20 protein-coding genes and 2 pseudogenes are annotated in these 16,186 nt (G+C 43.5%); 21 read left to right on the forward strand and 1 reads right to left on the reverse strand.

The window, feature by feature from the left end:
- The first annotated feature begins 30 nt into the window (after positions 1–30).
- The 16 genes and pseudogenes from GJQ69_RS03290 to GJQ69_RS03365 all read left to right on the forward strand — a co-directional run bounded on the left by GJQ69_RS03290 (position 31) and on the right by GJQ69_RS03365 (position 10,793).
- Positions 31–855: a carbon-nitrogen hydrolase family protein gene (locus tag GJQ69_RS03290; protein WP_086036066.1), complete on the forward strand. Its 825-nt coding sequence runs from the start codon at positions 31–33 to the stop codon at positions 853–855.
- 802 nt (positions 856–1,657) lie between these two features.
- Positions 1,658–2,521, forward strand: coding sequence for a DUF3991 domain-containing protein (locus GJQ69_RS09915; RefSeq protein ID WP_236849729.1), 864 nt, complete (start codon positions 1,658–1,660; stop codon positions 2,519–2,521).
- Between the two features lie 152 nt (positions 2,522–2,673).
- Positions 2,674–3,240, forward strand: coding sequence for a hypothetical protein (locus tag GJQ69_RS03300; RefSeq protein ID WP_157658958.1), 567 nt, complete (start codon positions 2,674–2,676; stop codon positions 3,238–3,240).
- Between the two features lie 69 nt (positions 3,241–3,309).
- Positions 3,310–3,624, forward strand: a complete 315-nt coding sequence (locus tag GJQ69_RS03305) for a type II toxin-antitoxin system Phd/YefM family antitoxin (RefSeq protein WP_086036063.1) — start codon at positions 3,310–3,312, stop codon at positions 3,622–3,624.
- Positions 3,567–3,932, forward strand: a complete 366-nt coding sequence (locus GJQ69_RS03310; protein ID WP_086035182.1) for a helix-turn-helix domain-containing protein — start codon at positions 3,567–3,569, stop codon at positions 3,930–3,932. The genes GJQ69_RS03305 and GJQ69_RS03310 overlap by 58 nt, the downstream gene beginning before the upstream one ends.
- Positions 3,881–4,771 carry an IS3 family transposase gene (locus GJQ69_RS03315; RefSeq protein ID WP_236849743.1) on the forward strand — a complete coding sequence of 297 codons (891 nt, stop codon included), beginning with the start codon at positions 3,881–3,883 and terminating at the stop codon, positions 4,769–4,771. Before GJQ69_RS03310 ends, GJQ69_RS03315 begins: the two co-directional genes overlap by 52 nt.
- Before the next feature lie 440 nt (positions 4,772–5,211).
- Entirely contained in the window at positions 5,212–5,526 is a 315-nt protein-coding gene (locus GJQ69_RS03320) for a hypothetical protein (RefSeq protein ID WP_086036062.1), read from the forward strand.
- Between the two features lie 270 nt (positions 5,527–5,796).
- Positions 5,797–6,074, forward strand: a pseudogene (locus GJQ69_RS03325) (transposase).
- A gap of 59 nt (positions 6,075–6,133) precedes the next feature.
- Positions 6,134–6,472 carry an IS3 family transposase gene (locus tag GJQ69_RS03330; RefSeq protein ID WP_157659010.1) on the forward strand — a complete coding sequence of 113 codons (339 nt, stop codon included), beginning with the start codon at positions 6,134–6,136 and terminating at the stop codon, positions 6,470–6,472.
- Positions 6,473–6,529: 57 nt separating this feature from the next.
- Positions 6,530–6,865, forward strand: a complete 336-nt coding sequence (locus GJQ69_RS03335) for a DDE-type integrase/transposase/recombinase (protein ID WP_236849744.1) — start codon at positions 6,530–6,532, stop codon at positions 6,863–6,865.
- A gap of 594 nt (positions 6,866–7,459) precedes the next feature.
- Positions 7,460–7,663: a DUF5320 domain-containing protein gene (locus tag GJQ69_RS03340; RefSeq protein ID WP_086036060.1), complete on the forward strand. Its 204-nt coding sequence runs from the start codon at positions 7,460–7,462 to the stop codon at positions 7,661–7,663.
- Between the two features lie 58 nt (positions 7,664–7,721).
- Complete coding sequence (locus GJQ69_RS03345; protein ID WP_086036059.1) at positions 7,722–8,099, forward strand: DUF134 domain-containing protein; 378 nt, start codon at positions 7,722–7,724, stop codon at positions 8,097–8,099.
- Positions 8,096–8,458, forward strand: a complete 363-nt coding sequence (locus GJQ69_RS03350; protein ID WP_086036058.1) for a NifB/NifX family molybdenum-iron cluster-binding protein — start codon at positions 8,096–8,098, stop codon at positions 8,456–8,458. The genes GJQ69_RS03345 and GJQ69_RS03350 overlap by 4 nt, the downstream gene beginning before the upstream one ends.
- Positions 8,455–9,294 (forward strand): nucleotide-binding protein, encoded by an 840-nt coding sequence (locus GJQ69_RS03355; RefSeq protein ID WP_086036057.1) that lies wholly within the window; start codon positions 8,455–8,457, stop codon positions 9,292–9,294. The genes GJQ69_RS03350 and GJQ69_RS03355 overlap by 4 nt, the downstream gene beginning before the upstream one ends.
- Positions 9,291–10,178 carry an ATP-binding protein gene (locus GJQ69_RS03360; protein WP_086036056.1) on the forward strand — a complete coding sequence of 296 codons (888 nt, stop codon included), beginning with the start codon at positions 9,291–9,293 and terminating at the stop codon, positions 10,176–10,178. Before GJQ69_RS03355 ends, GJQ69_RS03360 begins: the two co-directional genes overlap by 4 nt.
- Positions 10,179–10,418: 240 nt before the next feature.
- On the forward strand, positions 10,419–10,793 hold the full coding sequence (locus GJQ69_RS03365; protein ID WP_086036055.1) for a NifB/NifX family molybdenum-iron cluster-binding protein: 375 nt from the start codon (positions 10,419–10,421) through the stop codon (positions 10,791–10,793).
- Positions 10,794–11,103: 310 nt separating this feature from the next.
- Here GJQ69_RS03365 and GJQ69_RS03370 read toward each other — a convergent pair whose 3' ends face one another.
- Positions 11,104–12,318 (reverse strand): YibE/F family protein, encoded by a 1,215-nt coding sequence (locus GJQ69_RS03370; protein ID WP_174192913.1) that lies wholly within the window; start codon positions 12,316–12,318, stop codon positions 11,104–11,106.
- 506 nt (positions 12,319–12,824) lie between these two features.
- On the opposite strand from GJQ69_RS03370, the gene GJQ69_RS03375 reads away from it, so the two are divergent.
- From GJQ69_RS03375 to GJQ69_RS03395, 5 genes and pseudogenes are all read left to right on the forward strand, one after another.
- Positions 12,825–13,037 (forward strand): FeoA family protein, encoded by a 213-nt coding sequence (locus GJQ69_RS03375; RefSeq protein WP_086036053.1) that lies wholly within the window; start codon positions 12,825–12,827, stop codon positions 13,035–13,037.
- Positions 13,038–13,048: 11 nt separating this feature from the next.
- Complete coding sequence (locus GJQ69_RS03380) at positions 13,049–13,270, forward strand: FeoA family protein (protein ID WP_086036052.1); 222 nt, start codon at positions 13,049–13,051, stop codon at positions 13,268–13,270.
- An 81-nt stretch (positions 13,271–13,351) separates the two neighbouring features.
- Positions 13,352–15,516 (forward strand): annotated as a pseudogene (gene feoB / locus GJQ69_RS03385) (ferrous iron transport protein B).
- A 27-nt stretch (positions 15,517–15,543) separates the two neighbouring features.
- Positions 15,544–15,696 (forward strand): FeoB-associated Cys-rich membrane protein, encoded by a 153-nt coding sequence (locus tag GJQ69_RS03390; protein WP_174192915.1) that lies wholly within the window; start codon positions 15,544–15,546, stop codon positions 15,694–15,696.
- Positions 15,697–15,742: 46 nt separating this feature from the next.
- Positions 15,743–16,081 (forward strand): metal-dependent transcriptional regulator, encoded by a 339-nt coding sequence (locus GJQ69_RS03395; RefSeq protein ID WP_086036049.1) that lies wholly within the window; start codon positions 15,743–15,745, stop codon positions 16,079–16,081.
- Positions 16,082–16,186 lie beyond the last annotated feature (105 nt).

Consider the following 16,186-nt stretch of genomic DNA (forward strand, 5'->3'; position numbering starts at 1 on the left):
TAGTATCTATGCAGAAGGAGGAACAGTGAAATGAAACTGGCACTGATACAGATGATAGTCCAGCAGGATAAACAGAAGAACTTAAACCATGCGGCGGCCATGGTAGAGCAGGCGGCCCAAAGCGGCGCACAGATGGCTGTGCTGCCAGAGATGTTTGTCTGTCCATACGAAAACAAGTCGTTTGTCCGAGCAGCGGAGAAAAAAGGTGACCTCATCTGGCAGACACTATCCCGCATGGCATCCCAAAACCACCTGTGGCTGGTGGGCGGCAGTTTTCCGGGAGAAGCAGACGGTTGCCTGTACAACAGCTGCTTTATTTTTCAGCCGGACGGCAGGCAGGCCGCGTGCCACCGAAAGCTGCACCTGTTTGATATTGCTGTGGAGGGTGGGCAATCTTTTCGGGAGTCCGATACCTTTTCTCCCGGCAGCGAGATAACCGTGTTTGATACCGCGTATGGAAAAATCGGTGTGTGTATCTGCTTTGACTTTCGTTTTCCGGAACTGGCGGGCCTCATGCAGCGGCAGGGTGCCCGTCTGCTGATTGTTCCCGCTGCCTTCAATATGACGACCGGCCCGGCGCATTGGGAGCTGCTGTTTCGTCAGCGTGCCGTGGACAATCAGCTGTTTACGGCCGGTGCGGCACCTGCACGGGACGAAATGGCTCCGTACGTTTCTTACGGCAATTCCATTCTCTGTTCACCGTGGGGCGATGTGCTGGCCCGTGCCGGCAGCGGGGAGGAAATGCTGTTGTACGAGATTGACTTTGCTGGGGAAGAGACGGTCCGCCGCCAGCTGCCGCTGCTTTCAGCCCGAAGGGAAGACCTGTATACCCTGCGGCAGACCGGCCAACAATAAAACATATGCAAATACAACAAAAAAGCCGCAGGTCAAAAACCTGCGGCTTTTCGTGGCGGAGAGGACTATGGCGGCCGGCGGATCTGCAGCAGCGGGAAGGACGTATTCTGCGGCAGGGAAATGAGAACAAAAAGGTGAAAATATTCCGCTATGTTACAAAAGATACTTTTGATGCCTACAGTTGGTCAATAATTGAAAACAAGCAAAAAGTGCGCCCAGACGCGGTGCAGTGAGAAGTTAAGGTCAAACCACGCAAGACAGCGCGTGAAGCAACCTGCCTAACCGAAAGGCGAAAGCCGACACGGGAACATAGCACGGCAGGAAAGCGGTAAGTCACCCAAAGGCAATCGGGTGCGACTGAACCGCAATGCTAAGCGGATATAAGGATAAAACTGTGTTTGTTGAAGGCAAGTTTCGAGTTTCAGTTTTGTTTTTGACGGAGGAAAGTGCCTGAAACCTCTGACACGAGTACAATCGTATAAATTTTTGGTACGATTGGTTGTCAATAACTCGTGTAACACGCGGGAGAACCCGTAGTAAAGAAACGAAAGCCTATCCGATAACCCGCAATACCAACTCACTGTGCTAACTGGGGATTGCCTAAGTCGGAACGACTGAAAAGTCTATGCGTAATGCCGCAAGGCGAAAAATCTCAAGACGAAAGTTTAGAGAGATGACGTTGAATATCCGATATGGCAACGGAGCCGCCATAGTAGTCCGAGGTTGGGAAAGCCAGCCACATGGCGAGGGGCGGCAGTTACGGCGAGCCAAAATTGAAAGAAATTAGGGAGGAAAACCTCAAATGGCAGAAATGCTACCAACAATGGAGATTTTGGAGAATATCAGAAAGAATTCAAGCAAAAACAAGGACGAAGTGTTTACGCGGCTATACCGCTATATGCTTCGCAAAGACCTGTACTATGCTGCGTACAAGAATCTGTACGCGAACAATGGAGCGTCAACCCAAGGCGTAGATAGTGATACGGCGGATGGTTTCGGCGAGGAGAAGATCCAAAATATTATCCAATCCCTTGCCAATGAAACCTATCAGCCTAATGCAGGTTCGGACACACATATACGGAAATTTTTGAAACAGTTTGGTGTGTCGGATCATGTGATTACTAGGTGCATAAAAGAAAATCGGTTGTATGAGGATAAAGTACATCATGCAATTTTTATTCAGCATGATTTGAATGGAAATACCGTTGCAGCAAAAAAATATTCTACACTTTCCGGCTATACTGGCTGGTTGAAGAACAGTGATGAAAGTGCGGGATGGATGGTTAAAAATGATGCTCATACCTTGTTCGTTACGAACACACCGGTTACAGCTATGCGTGCAATGAGCCAGTATGAAAAAATGGCGAAAAATGCAGATTTCCTTGCAGTAGGAAAACCCGGTGAAAACGAACCTGCAGACAGTATCAGCAGGCAGGAGTCAAAAATTGTGAATGTCATTATGGGGAGTCCTGAGATTCAAGAAGTTGAAATTGAATCATCAATGCCAAATTCACAGGGATTAGTTGATTCGATAAGAAAGTCATTTCCGGAAAAAGACTGTCATGTGATAACATTAAAACCTGTACAAAAATCAGCTGAAAAGGAAAATATACAGCCCGGCAATAACCTTCTCATACAAGCTGATTCATTAAGTCCGTCGCTTTGAGGTGAAAAATGAATGTTTTTAATTGCCGCCCCCGTAAAAAGGGGCGTTTTTTTTAGAAACAGGTCTATAATTAAAATATATGAGGTGAATAAGCTATGAGTGAAGAAATGGAGAATCGGCAGATTGTCATCAATCCGGATGATCCGGAATCGGTGAAGGAACTTGCAGATTTTGTTGATGCAGTCATGCAGAAAGTCGAACAGAAACGTAAAGAACAACGTCGTGCCAACATTGAAAAGAATATTGCATATAGGAAGCAGTTCATAAAAAAATGCCTTGAAAAATACGCAGAATGGAAGTCAATATCAACAATCAATTCGGCTGAGTTTGAAAATGACCGGCAGTGCTTATCTGTCCTAAACAAAACAGGCAGTGCAGACGACATTTCAAGAGTAATTGCAAAAATTGACTGTGATCCTGCACTTCGGAATTCTATTGTTGTGCAGCTTGAAAAACTTCTTGAAACTTACGGTGCCGAGTGTGCCTATATTGGAAAAAGTACATCAGAGAGAAAATACAATGTGCTGAAAGCGTATTACTTTACGATTCCACGGATTAAAATGCCGGACATCATTAAATTGTATCAGACAGAGTTTGGCAGGATCAGCAGCAAAACCAGTACAGTTATGGTTGACAGGCACACAATTTACCGCGACCTGCGAAATGCAATAAACGATTTTTCGGATTTGTTTTGGGGAGTGTATAATCTTTTTTGTTAAATGCTTGTATTGACATAATAGACATATAGGAATACAATAGTGGCAAAATAAGCATACGGGGGTGCATATATGAAATCCTTACCGTCAAGAGAACTGCGTAACAGTTACCAGAAAATAAGCGAATACTGCCACAAAACGCATAAACCTATTTGTGTTACCCTGAATGGCTGTGATGATTTAATTGCAATGGACAGCGAATCTTATGAGCACATGATGGATTTGCTTGCCTTGGCACAGCAGCTTACATCGGCCAAAGAGGAAAGAGAAGTGAACTGCACCCCATTTGTTAGACAGTATGATATACTGAAAACAAATGGGGTGTTTTTATGCCAAAAGGTAAAGCAAAGAAACGATACACAGGAGAATTCAAACAGCAGGTTGTAGAAGCTATGCAAACAGAGAAACTCAGTTACAGTGAAGCAGCACGGCAGTTTCACGTGTCTGACCATAAAAGCGTTGCTCAATGGGAACGAATTTATCTGGAAGAAGGACCAGAAGGGCTATATGTGGAACGCCGTGGTCGAGCCAGTGCTGCAAGCGGCACTCAGAAAGAACGCAACCCAAAGCTGAACAAAAAGGTAGAAGAAGATTTGATTGCAGAAAACCAACGGTTGCGTGCAGAGGTAGATTACTTAAAAAAATTGAATGCCTTGGTTTTGGAAGAGGAACGCCGCGACAAAAGGCGCAAGTGATCTGGGAACTAAGGCATAAACACAAGATTTCACTACTAATTGAAGTATCCGGTTTGCCGCGATCAACCTATTACTACTATGCCAAGCGTAGAATGCAACCGGATAAATACAGCGAAATCAAAGAACAGATCACTGAAATCTACCATGAAAACAAGGGGCGCTATGGTTATCGCCGTACCACAGATGTTCTGCACAGTAGAGGATACTGCATCAATCACAAAACCGTCCAGAGGTTAATGAAGCAGCTTGGACTCGTATGCCGAGTGAGAATAAAGAAATATCGTTCTTACAAGGGTGAGGTGGGTAAAATTGCTCCAAATCTGCTGAAACGGGACTTTGAAGCAACGACACCAAATCAGAAATGGGTAACCGATGTGACCGAATTTAGCCTGTTCGGGCAGAAAGTGTATTTGTCACCGATTCTGGATTTGTGCAGCAGGGATATTGTCAGCTACACCATTTCGGACAGGCCGGTTTTGTCGATGGTAACGGAAATGCTGGACAAAGCATTTGAGAAAATTCCCGATGGTACACAACTTATTCTCCACTCCGATCAAGGCTGGCAGTACCAACACAAGCGGTATCGAAAAGTGCTTGCCGAGAAAGGAATTCAACAAAGCATGAGCCGCAAAGGGAACTGCCTTGATAACGCTGTAATGGAAAATTTCTTTGGCTTGCTTAAAAGTGAACTGCTGTATTTGCAGGAATTCGACTCAATCGACCAGTTCAAGGACGAACTCGTAAACTATCTGGATTACTACAACAACCGCCGTATCAAAGCAAAACTTAAGGGCTTGCCGCCCGCTTTACATAGGCAACAAGCCCTTTCGGTTGCTTGATTTAAAATATTGTCTAACTTTTTGGGGTCAATTCAAACTGAAAGAGCTGGCCAATTATGCCGAGTTTAAAGAAAAGAACCATATGGATATTTCAAAATTCAAGTATCATCAGAATATGAAAAAAAGCTGTTGGATATTTTGCAGAACGATATTTTACCGCTGCGTGACAGCAACTGATCGTGTACCTGTATGATAAGAAACTGCAAAACGTGACGATCCATGGATACATTTTAAAGTAAGCCTTTCTCTCTATCAAATCAAGAAAGGCTCAATGGCTCAGATCCCCATTTTGCAGGAGTTCTGATGGCTTGTCTATTTACTTTTGCGAACATCACATACTTTATCTAACAATGCCGATTGTATTATAAAATGGGCAATACCATTGAAGTCGTATCAACGCCCAAAATAAGAAGCGGAATGGTAAAAATGAAGGTGTAATCTTGGTGGATAAGAATACAACCGGTAAGATTAAGCAAGAACTTACCAAACAGGAAAAAGTTGTTTCTCTCTTCAAATTCATTGAAGAAATAAATAAGTTGAAGCAGAAGATAGTGCTCCGGGTATCTGATTATCCATGGTGGTATTCCATTAACGATCTTCCTGATGATTCCGAGAACATTAAAGTTTATTATCGGGATTATGCAGAAGAGGACTCAGAGACTGGTCCCAATACTCTGCTGCCTGTGCATAAGCCTGAATTTCAGAGCTGTCCCGAACCTGATCTCAGGTTTGAAGAATGGCTGGATCAGGGCTGAAATGATTATTGTTACAAAGCTAAAACAAAAGAATTCGTTCTCCATTCTCGTGACCAGATACAGGCTCAAGAAGAACTCTCAGAAGCGGATCAAGAGCGCATCAATAAAGAGAATCAAACTTTTAAGGAATTTTTCACCGATGACCCAGAGCGGGTTGAGGTATATAAGGCCTGGTCTTCTAAGCGAAATGTCTGGGCGGAAAAGCAGAGACTGCTTACTAAGACGTGGGATTTCTTTTCTGAACTCTACAAAACAAGTATCGATCTGAAAATGGGGAAATACGACAAGGAATTTAAGGAAGAAGCGGTTAAACTCTCGGACGGGGTTGGAATCAAACAGGCGGCTGCGCAACTGGGAGTGGCATATTACACGTTGTCGGAATGGCGGCAGAAGCGTAAGGCATATGGTGATCATGCTTTTGTTGGCAGCGGGATTCGCCGCTGAACGAGAATGAGCGCAGGCTGATGAAAGAAAATGCTGAATTGCGCAAAGCTAATGAGATTCTCAAAGATGCACTCGGCTTTTTCGCAAAAGACCGGAAGGAGTAAAAGCGGAACGGCTTTATGAATATATCACGTTGCGCAGGACAAAATTCAGTGTTCATGCGATGTGCCGCGTACTCAAAGTAAGTGAGTCCGGGTACTACCAAAGTCTTTTTCATGTCTGCGAACCGAGACCATGGCAACTGCTTTTGGTCAAAATCAAACAGGTTTATACACGACATCCAAATAACGACAACTATGGAGTGAATCGCATTCGACTCGTGCTAAAGCAAAACGGTATCTCTGTGAGTAAAAGCACAGTACGGCGCGCTATGAAAAAAGGCGGTCTTATTAAAACTTCGCCGCGCCATTCCGGCAGCTTGACCGAATCAGACGCCGATGCGCAGAAAGCCGACAACCTGATTGTACGGAATTTTACTGCTGATGCCCCAAATCGGAAGTGACTGACCGATATTACTCAGATTCCATGCCGAGACGGCAAGCTGTATATTGCTCAGGTTCTGGATTGCTATAATGGTGAGATTGTAGGACTCGCCATGGATGACAACATGAAAAAAGGTCTGTGTATTAAAGCATTCGAATCTGCCTGTCGATCACAGTCTGCTGTCGGTATGATCCTCCATAGCGACCGGGGAAGCCAGTTTACCAGCGCCGCATTCAGAAACGTTTTGGCCCGGCATGGTGCTATCCAAAGCATGAACGGAACCGGATGTTGCTACGACAATGCCAGAATGGAAAGCTTTTTCGCCACGTTGAAAAAGGAAAAGCTCTACAAAATAAAGACGGAACAGTTGTCCATGGCTCAGGTCAAAGCATTGTGCTCCGGTACATCATGACATATTACAACCGTATTCGAATTTATACTGGCAATCCCGGCGGGCTTCCTCCTGCTATGTATCGTCAGGCTGCAAGAGGGGTAGCTGCTTAATCAGATATTTTGGGGTGTTCATACTCTGCACAGTTCTTGACTTTTCCAAGAGGCTTCAAATGCCTAACACACTTACAAAACAGAAAAGCTAGGAAATCCGCAGATTCCCTAGCTTTTCTGATGGAGCTGTTAACGCGATTCGAACGCGTGACCTCATCCTTACCAAGGAAATATGAAAGCAAATCAAGAATTTATATACTGTTAATGAACGTGAAAAACCAGCAATGCTCAAACTTTAGAAATTTTTAATTGCCATCGTTGAAGAAAATGAGCGTTTAAATCTAATTGATTGGATAACGAATAGTCAAATGTAGACTGCATCACCAACTCACATTCATTTCAGATGAAAAAACTTATCAATTGCCATAACGTCTATTTACGTTACTGTAGGTAAAATTATTTTGTCATATGTCAATATTATTATTGACATATGACATTTACTATGCTAATATAAAATTAATAAATAACATATGTCATAAATAACGTAAGGGAGGTAAATAATATGCCGGGAATAGATAGAACAGGTCCCATAAGATTTGGCTCAAGAAGTGGTTTTGGACGCAGAATGCGCTGCTACCATAGTTTTGAACGTGGTAGGGGCTTCTATTGTACGATGGTGAAAGACACAAAACAGGAACTACTGGCGAGAAAGACCATGTTGCAAAACAGCCTTACAATCATTGAAGAACAATTATCAAAGATGTAAGGCAAGCTGGAGGTTTACAAGGATGTTTCTTCGTCCTTGGTTAGCAAGGAGGTAGACAATGCCAAGACCTAAAAAGTGGCGAAAAGTTTGCTGTATGCCACGTAACACTGAGTTTGTGCCGGTTGGAATGAACTTTCAATCTGACGATACGGTAGTGATGACAGTGGATGAATATGAGACAATACGTCTCATTGACCATGAAAACTTTACCCAAGAGGAATGTGCTGGGTATATGAAGATTGCCCGCACCACAGTACAGCAGATTTACAATCATGCCAGACAGAAGCTATCCGTCTTACTAGTAGAGGGCAAGCCACTTGTAATTAGAGGTGGCGAATATCAACTTTGTGATGGTAACGAGCCCTATTGTAGATGTGGCGGTTGCCAACGTAGCCGTCGTGGTTGTAGACAAACGGAGGAAGGAGATAATTCATGAAAATAGCAATTCCTGTAGATGAAAATAAAGCGGAAACATCTGTTTGTGTTTCCTTTGGAAGAGCACCGTATTTTATGCTTTATGATACTGACAATAATCAAATGGACTATATCATTAATACTGCCACCGAGGCACAGGGCGGTGCGGGACTGAAAGCTGCTCAACTATTGGTGGACAACGGTGCCGATATTCTGCTCACTGTTCGTTGTGGACAAAATGCAGCCGATGTACTGAAGGCAGCGAATGTGAAAATTTATAAGACCGAATACTCCGGCTTAAATGAAAATCTTGCTGCATTTTGGGAGGGAAAGCTTACGCTCATGACGCAGTTTCACGCGGGCTTTCATGGAAACCAATGAAGGTAGCAGTTCTGAGTGGGAAAGGCGGTACGGGCAAAACCTTTGTGTCTGTGAATCTAGCAGCAGTAGCGGGTAAATCCACCTATATCGACTGCGATGTTGAGGAACCAAACGGGCGACTGTTTTTTAAGCCGGAGAATGTGACAACGCAAACCGTTAACATTCGGTTGCCCGCTTTTAGTGGTTCAAAATGTACCGGTTGCCGGAAATGTGTGGAATTCTGTCACTTCAATGCGCTGGCCTTCGTGAAGAACAAACCCCTGTTGTTTTCTGAGGTCTGTCATTCCTGTGGCGGATGTGCATTAATATGCCCCGCTAAAGCCATCACTGAAATGGAAAAGTCAGTGGGTATTGTGGAGTGCGGAGAATTCGGCGATATTCACGTAGTTACCGGTTGTATGAATTTGGGTGAAGCATCCGGTATTCCAATTATCAAAGCTGCACTTACCCATGTTGGGGAAATGGACGAGTTGACCGTAATTGACTGTCCTCCGGGCAGTGCTTGCTCGGTTATGGAGAGCGTACAAAATGCTGACTATTGCTTAATCGTTGCAGAGCCAACAGCTTTTGGATTGCACAATTTTAAAATGGTCTACGAGCTTGTACAGCTGCTTCATAAACCCTGCGGAATGGTTATTAACAAGGTGGACAACGAGTTCAATAGGTTGGATGAATTTTGTGCACAAAATGGTATTCCGGTGCTGTGTCGCATTCCATACAGTAAGACGCTTGCGGAGCTTAGTGCTAAGGGAAAGATTGCCTCTTTGCACAGCGATGAAATCGCCACACAGTTTCACACTCTTCTTGCTGATGTGAGGGAGGTGGCTAAGCTATGAAAAAACTGCTGATTCTTAGTGGAAAGGGTGGTACGGGGAAAACTACCGTTACTGCCGCTTTCATCGACTTCCTTCATGTTGCCGCGTTTGCGGATTGTGACGTAGACGCGCCAAACCTGCATCTGGTGACAGGTGTAACTGGAATTCCGGAATGTAAGGATTACTATGGTTCTCAAAAAGCATCTATTGATCAACAAAAATGTATTGGCTGCGGAGCCTGTCGTGCCAAATGTCGCTTTGATGCTATTTCACTCAATAACGGTAAATATAGAATAAGTGAGTATGCCTGTGAGGGCTGTGGAGTTTGCCAGTATGTTTGTCCAGAAAATGCCGTAATAATGAGCAACGACATTGCCGGAGAGCAGATGCTATATCGGGATAATCGCGTTTTTTCCACGGCAAAACTGAAAATGGGTAGGGGAAATTCTGGCAAGCTGGTGACTGAAGTCAAAATGGCACTTTCAAAATCTGCGCATGATGTCGATCTTGCCGTCATAGACGGTTCCCCTGGTATCGGATGTCCAGTAATTGCCTCGGTCAGTGGTGTGGACCTAGTCCTCATCGTAGCGGAACCCTCTATTTCTGGTATCCACGATATGAAGCGTATTTTGAAAACAACGGCCGCACTCCGAGCAAAGACTGCAGTGTGCGTCAATAAATATGATACTTGCCATGAAAACGCAAATGTGATTGAGCAGTATTGCATAGAAAATTCAGTGCCTTTTGTGGGGCGTATTCCATACGACGAGCGTGCATCTGTAGCCATTAATGCAGGACACAGTCTTGCGTCCGTAGATTGCCCGGCAAGAGAGGCATTGAAAAACATGTGCAGGGATGTTATGGCTTTAATGAATTTAGAAAGCTTTGATGAGAAACATACTTGACAGACCTGACGCGTTGCCAAAACATGGTTCGTGGCAGGCTTCGGAGCGGGCACTAAGCGAATTCTCAAATGCTGGAGTATTGGGTGAAATAGGCAAGGCGATTTATGATGATTATGCCCATGGCAATTCCATTTATGACAAGGACATGTCATAAGAGAAGCATAGAGGACAACATACTGCCATTTTATAAAAATTAAAGCCGCAATTCGCGGCACAAATAACATTAATTAAGGAGAATGTATTATGAAAATCGCTGTAGCAAGTATGGGTAACATGGTAGCAGGTCACTTTGGCCACTGCGAAAATTTCAACATCTACGAAAGCACAAACGGTTCAATCACAAAGGTACAAAGCATTCCAAATCCCGGCCACAAGCCCGGATATTTGCCGAATTTCCTTGGAGACATGAATGTAGAGGTCATTATTGCCGGTGGTATGGGCGGTGGTGCCGTTGAAATCTTTAATGAACGCAATATTGAAGTCATTGTTGGTGCAGAGGGGGACGCAAAGGACGCTGCGGTGCGTTATCTGCGAGGCGAGTTGAAATCTACTGGTTCTATTTGCCATGAACATGAGTACGCAGACGAGTGCGGAGAGCATCAATCACAGAAATAAATCGACACTCAAAATTTAGGAAAATATCTCATTAAACTACTGAAAAGGCTTACTGTTTGTAAATTGCAAATGGTAAGCCTTTTTGTTTTGTCATCTACATGACTCTGAAAAGTATTTCCAAGAGGTTACTTTGTTTTAAAACTTACACAATACATATAAATATTGAAATCTGTAATATTGTAATATTTCCATTTATAATGTTGAATATCTAAAATTTCAGTAGTGATTTTATAACAGAAGCCAGTAAGGTTAGAAATCTTCAATGAATGCAATATTGAGATTTTCGTTACCCTGGAGAGGGAGGCTGATTTTACTTATTTATTATTTTTATGGTGGAAATGATATGTGATTTGTTTGGCTTTTCATCTGTGCTTAACTGTGTCTGCAAGTGTTCCTTTTTTTCTAGGTGATTCCCATTAGATGATTTGAATAAGTAAGCCGATATTACGGTTGTAAATGGAATCGTAAACAGCATACCGAGACTTCCAATTAAAGACTGAAGAATCTCTACGATAATTTCTTCTTTATTAAGTAGTTGAAGAATAGGATAATTGGATACGGCATAAATCAATACGGTGATTAAACTGCTGCCAATATACGCAAGAATCAATGTGTTTGTCATCGTTCCCATGATATCTTTGCCAATTGTAAGTCCAGATTGAATTATTTGAATTTTTGTCATGCCAGCTTTATTATTTTGTATTTCTTCCAGTGAAGATGCAATTGACATCGCAACATCCATTGTTGCGCCTAGGGCACCAATGGTAACCATTGCGAAAACGATGGCTTTTAAATCCAATGGACATTCCATAAATGTTTGCTTTAAACGGGAGGTCTGATCATTATAATATCCGGTTAATTTCATAATTCTTTCCATGATGATATAAATGGTTGCTGAGAATGCAACACCACCGGAGCAACCAATGATAGAAGCTAAACTTTTTTTGTTAATACCACCTGTAAGTATGTATGAAACGATTATAATATAAATGCAAATTACAATTGGTGAACAGTAAATATTAAATCCAGCCATAATACATGGAATGAACACCAAAAAGATGGCAAGGCAGGTTAGTGCGAGAGAAAGGATTGTCATTAATCCTTTTTTTCCTCCAAAGATAACAATCAGGCCAACAAAGGCGATTAATAGCCAAATAATTTGTTCCAATCTGTCATAATTTTCAAATGCATATTCAGTAGAACTGCCTGCAGATAGTTTGCCAAGAACTACTTTATCATTTTGATGAACCTGTGGGGGCATTGTATCATTGTGTTTATAAGCGTACTGAGTTGCATGGACAGAAGTTCCTTTACCTTTTCCAGAGGTAATAACACACGTGAATTTTACAACATTGGTGCTGGAATCTGTTTGATTTGGTGTGATAGAATCAAGCTTTATGACTTTTGCAAAGACCTGATCCTTTATCTCTGATTCAGAGTCTGATACGGTGATGTTCAGTGCATGCGAGGTTGCAAATTTGTTACCAATACATAAAAAAAGTATGGAAAATACAGAACAATCCACATCACTTTACTTTGACTAACCTTCATTTTCGTCACATCCTTTTCGTGTAATCCTATGCTTGTACGAAAGGGGATATGCAGTACCAAATTTAAGTCATGATCGGGTTTGCGTATGAAAATGATAAAGCAAGGAGTAGTAACGGTGTAAATCAACGATCACTCGGTTTTGTAACACGTTGTACACGCAGACAAATGGCAGTAGGTAGCACAGACGTTTTCTTGCATATGTCATACTATGACGAATTTGTCGACAAACTTTTAAAAATTGATTTTATGTAGATTTAAAACATCTATGCCAGAAATTTTAGGAAGGAAGAGATTTCCTTTATAAAAGCAGCTTATATTCAAATTAGCATAAACCCGAAATCTTTTAAAAAATTCCAATAAAGTCTTGACAATTTCAGTTAGCGGTGGAAAACTGTTGATGTTCAACGGTTAGTGTACGCTAATCTTTATTTTTGATATTCCAGTTAGCTAACGCTAATTTCATAGGGAGGTGTGGTAATAATGATGCCATTATCCATGGCAAAGCCGGGCGAACCGGTGACAATCCGCCGGATTGGCGGCAAAGACGAGGTGCGTCAGCATTTGGCGGAGCTTGGTTTTGTGGTGGGCGGAGAAGTGATGGTGGTTAATGAGCTTGGCGGTAATCTGATTTTACAGGTAAAGGACAGCCGCATTGCGCTGGACAAAACCATGGCAAATCGAATTCAGTTTTAGGGGGTAGAGAAATGAAAACACTAAAAGATGTTAAGGTAGGAGAATCCGCAACTGTGCAAAAACTGCATGGTGAGGGTGCTGTAAAACGTCGCATTATGGACATGGGGCTTACCAAGGGTACGCAGCTGACGGTTCGTAAGGTTGCGCCGCTTGGTGATCCTATGGAACTGCACGTGCGTGGCTATGAGCTTTCCGTACGGAAAGCAGACGCAGAGATGATTGAAGTCGAGTAAAGCATTGTAAAAACAGCGATACGAGTTAGCAAAAGCTAATAAAGCTAGCCTATGCTAAAATATTTTTGAGGAGGAAAGTAAATGGCAGTTACAATTGCGCTGGCAGGCAACCCGAACTGTGGCAAAACAACGCTTTTTAATGACCTGACAGGCTCCAATCAGTATGTCGGCAACTGGCCGGGTGTAACAGTGGAAAAGAAAGAAGGGCACCTAAAAGGGCATAAAGATGTAGTCATTCAGGATTTACCAGGTATCTATTCGCTTTCACCGTACACGTTGGAAGAAGTGGTGGCACGTTTTTACTTGGTCAATGAAAAGCCAAATGTCATTCTCAACATCATTGACGGAACCACATTGAGCGCAACCTGTACCTGACGACGCAGCTGCTGGAGCTGGGAATTCCGGTGCTGATTGCAGTCAACATGATGGATTTGGTGGAGAAAAGGGGCGACACCATTGATACAGATAAGCTTGGCGCGGAGCTTGGGTGTGAAGTAGTCGAAATCAGCGCGCTGAAAGGCCGCGGCGGAGAAGAAGCCGCTGAAAAAGCAGCTTTCCTGGCACTGAAGAAAGCGGATTTCAACAAAAGACCGCACGTCTTTACCGGCAGCGTGGAACACGCGATTGCACATATTGAGGAATCGATACAGAGCATGGTAAATGACCAGAATCTGCGCTGGTACGCCATCAAAGTTTTTGAACGTGACGAAAAAGTGCTGGCGGAAATGAAATTTGATGGAGAGTTGAAACAGCATCTGGAACAGCACATCAAAGACTGTGAAACGGAAATGGACGATGACTCTGAAAGCATCATTACAAACCAAAGATATGCTTACATAAAAGGCGTTATTGAAAAGTCGGTAAAGAAAAAACCAGTCAAAGGTAACCTAACCATTTCAGATAAAATCGATAAAATCGTTACGAACCGTGTGCTTGGCATTCCGATATTCCTTGGCATCATGCTTCTTGTTTATACCATTTCGATGGGTACCGTCGGCAAGCTAGTTACTGACTGGACAAATGATACCCTGTTTGGCACAATCATTCCTCCAGCGGTGCAGGGATGGCTTACCTCCATTGGCTGTGCTGATTGGTTGAACAGTTTAATTGTTGACGGCATTATTGGTGGTGTTGGTGCGGTGCTTGGCTTTGTTCCGCAAATGCTGATTTTATTCTTAATGCTTGCCATTCTTGAGGATATTGGATATATGTCTCGCGTTGCATTCATTATGGACCGCATTTTCCGCAAGTTTGGTTTAAGCGGAAAAAGCTTTATCCCGATGCTGATTGCTTCCGGCTGTGGTGTGCCGGGTATCATGTCCAGCCGCACCATTGAAAATGACCGTGACCGTAAAATGACCATTATGACGACTACCTTCATTCCGTGTGGCGCAAAAATGCCAATTGTGGGCCTGTTCGCTGGCGCACTGTTTGGCGGCAATCCATTCATTGCCATGTCCGCGTACTTAATTGGTGTTGCTGCAGTTGTCATTTCCGGTATTCTGCTGAAAAAGACAAAGCCCTTCGCGGGCGACCCGGCACCATTTGTTATGGAACTGCCTGCCTACCATGTACCGAGTGCCAAAAACGTTTTGCACGCCATGTGGGAGCGCGGCTGGAGTTTTATCAAGCGTGCCGGTACGGTCATTTTTGCAGCCTCCATTGTGCTTTGGTTCCTGCAGGGTTTTGGCTTCACAAACGGTCAGTTCGGCTTGGTCGAGGACAACAATACTTCTCTGCTGGCTTTAATCGGTCAGGCAATCGCATTTATTTTTGCACCGCTTGGCTTTGATTCCTGGAAAGCGACCGTTGCTACCTTCACGGGCCTGATTGCAAAGGAAGAGGTTGTGGGTACATTCGGGGTTCTGTATGGTGGCATTGACGTCGAAAATGGCACCCAGCCCATTTGGGGTGCGTTAGCTCACGATTTCACGCAGCTTTCTGCGTACAGCTTCCTAATTTTTAACCTGCTGTGCGCGCCGTGCTTTGCAGCGATGGGTGCCATTAAACGTGAAATGAATTCCGCTAAATGGACCATGGGCGCAATCGGTTATATGTGCGGCTTTGCCTATGCCATTTCCTTGATTGTGTATCAGCTTGGGATGTTGTTCTCTGGCGCAGGGTTCTCGGTTGGTACAGTTGCAGCCATTGCTATCCTAGTATTTTTGGTTTATATGGTTGCACGTAAAAATAAATATAATGATAACGTTTTAACAATGAGTTCTGTTGCTGCTGCCGCAAAGTAAGACAACAGAACAAAGGAGGGAGTTTGTATGAATCTTCCTACACTAATCGGGATTCTAATCATCGTGGCGGTGGTTGCTGCCATTGTCGCCACAGGTGTTTGGAACAAAAAACATCATAAAGGCGGTTGTGGCTGCGGTTGTGACCACTGTCCAAACGGTGGTGCTTGTCACACAAAATAACCAAAGCGGGCTTATGCCCGCTTTCTTTTTAGGAGAGAACTGATTTATGGAAGAACTGACCAGTACTCATCTGCGGTATCTGCTGGCAATTTATCAGATTGCTAAGTTGGAGCGGGATGTCTGTTCCACAAGCATTTCACAGTTTTTAAATGTCAGTGGTCCCTCGGTCTCTCGAATGCTGGGGGTGCTGACACAGAAGAAACTGATTGCAAAAATGCGGTACAGCAAAATTTATCTGACAGACAAAGGCTTTCTGCTGGCGCGTGAATTGGACAAAAAAGTAACCTTGCTCAAGGAACGTATTCCACGAATGGGCATTCCAATGACAGAAGAAGAAATTGAGCAGGTGGCATTTGCACTGGCGGAGCTTATCGCCAACAGATGAGCGCAGACCAGTGCCGTCAGGAAATCCTTAAAAATACGGGCATTATGTATGATCCATCTAATGAATCAAAATAAGTTGAAATGCATAGAGAATAGCTTTGTTTCT

The organism is Caproicibacterium lactatifermentans, assembly GCF_013315815.1.
GTDB classification, from domain to species: Bacteria; Bacillota; Clostridia; order Oscillospirales; family Acutalibacteraceae; genus Caproicibacterium; species Caproicibacterium lactatifermentans.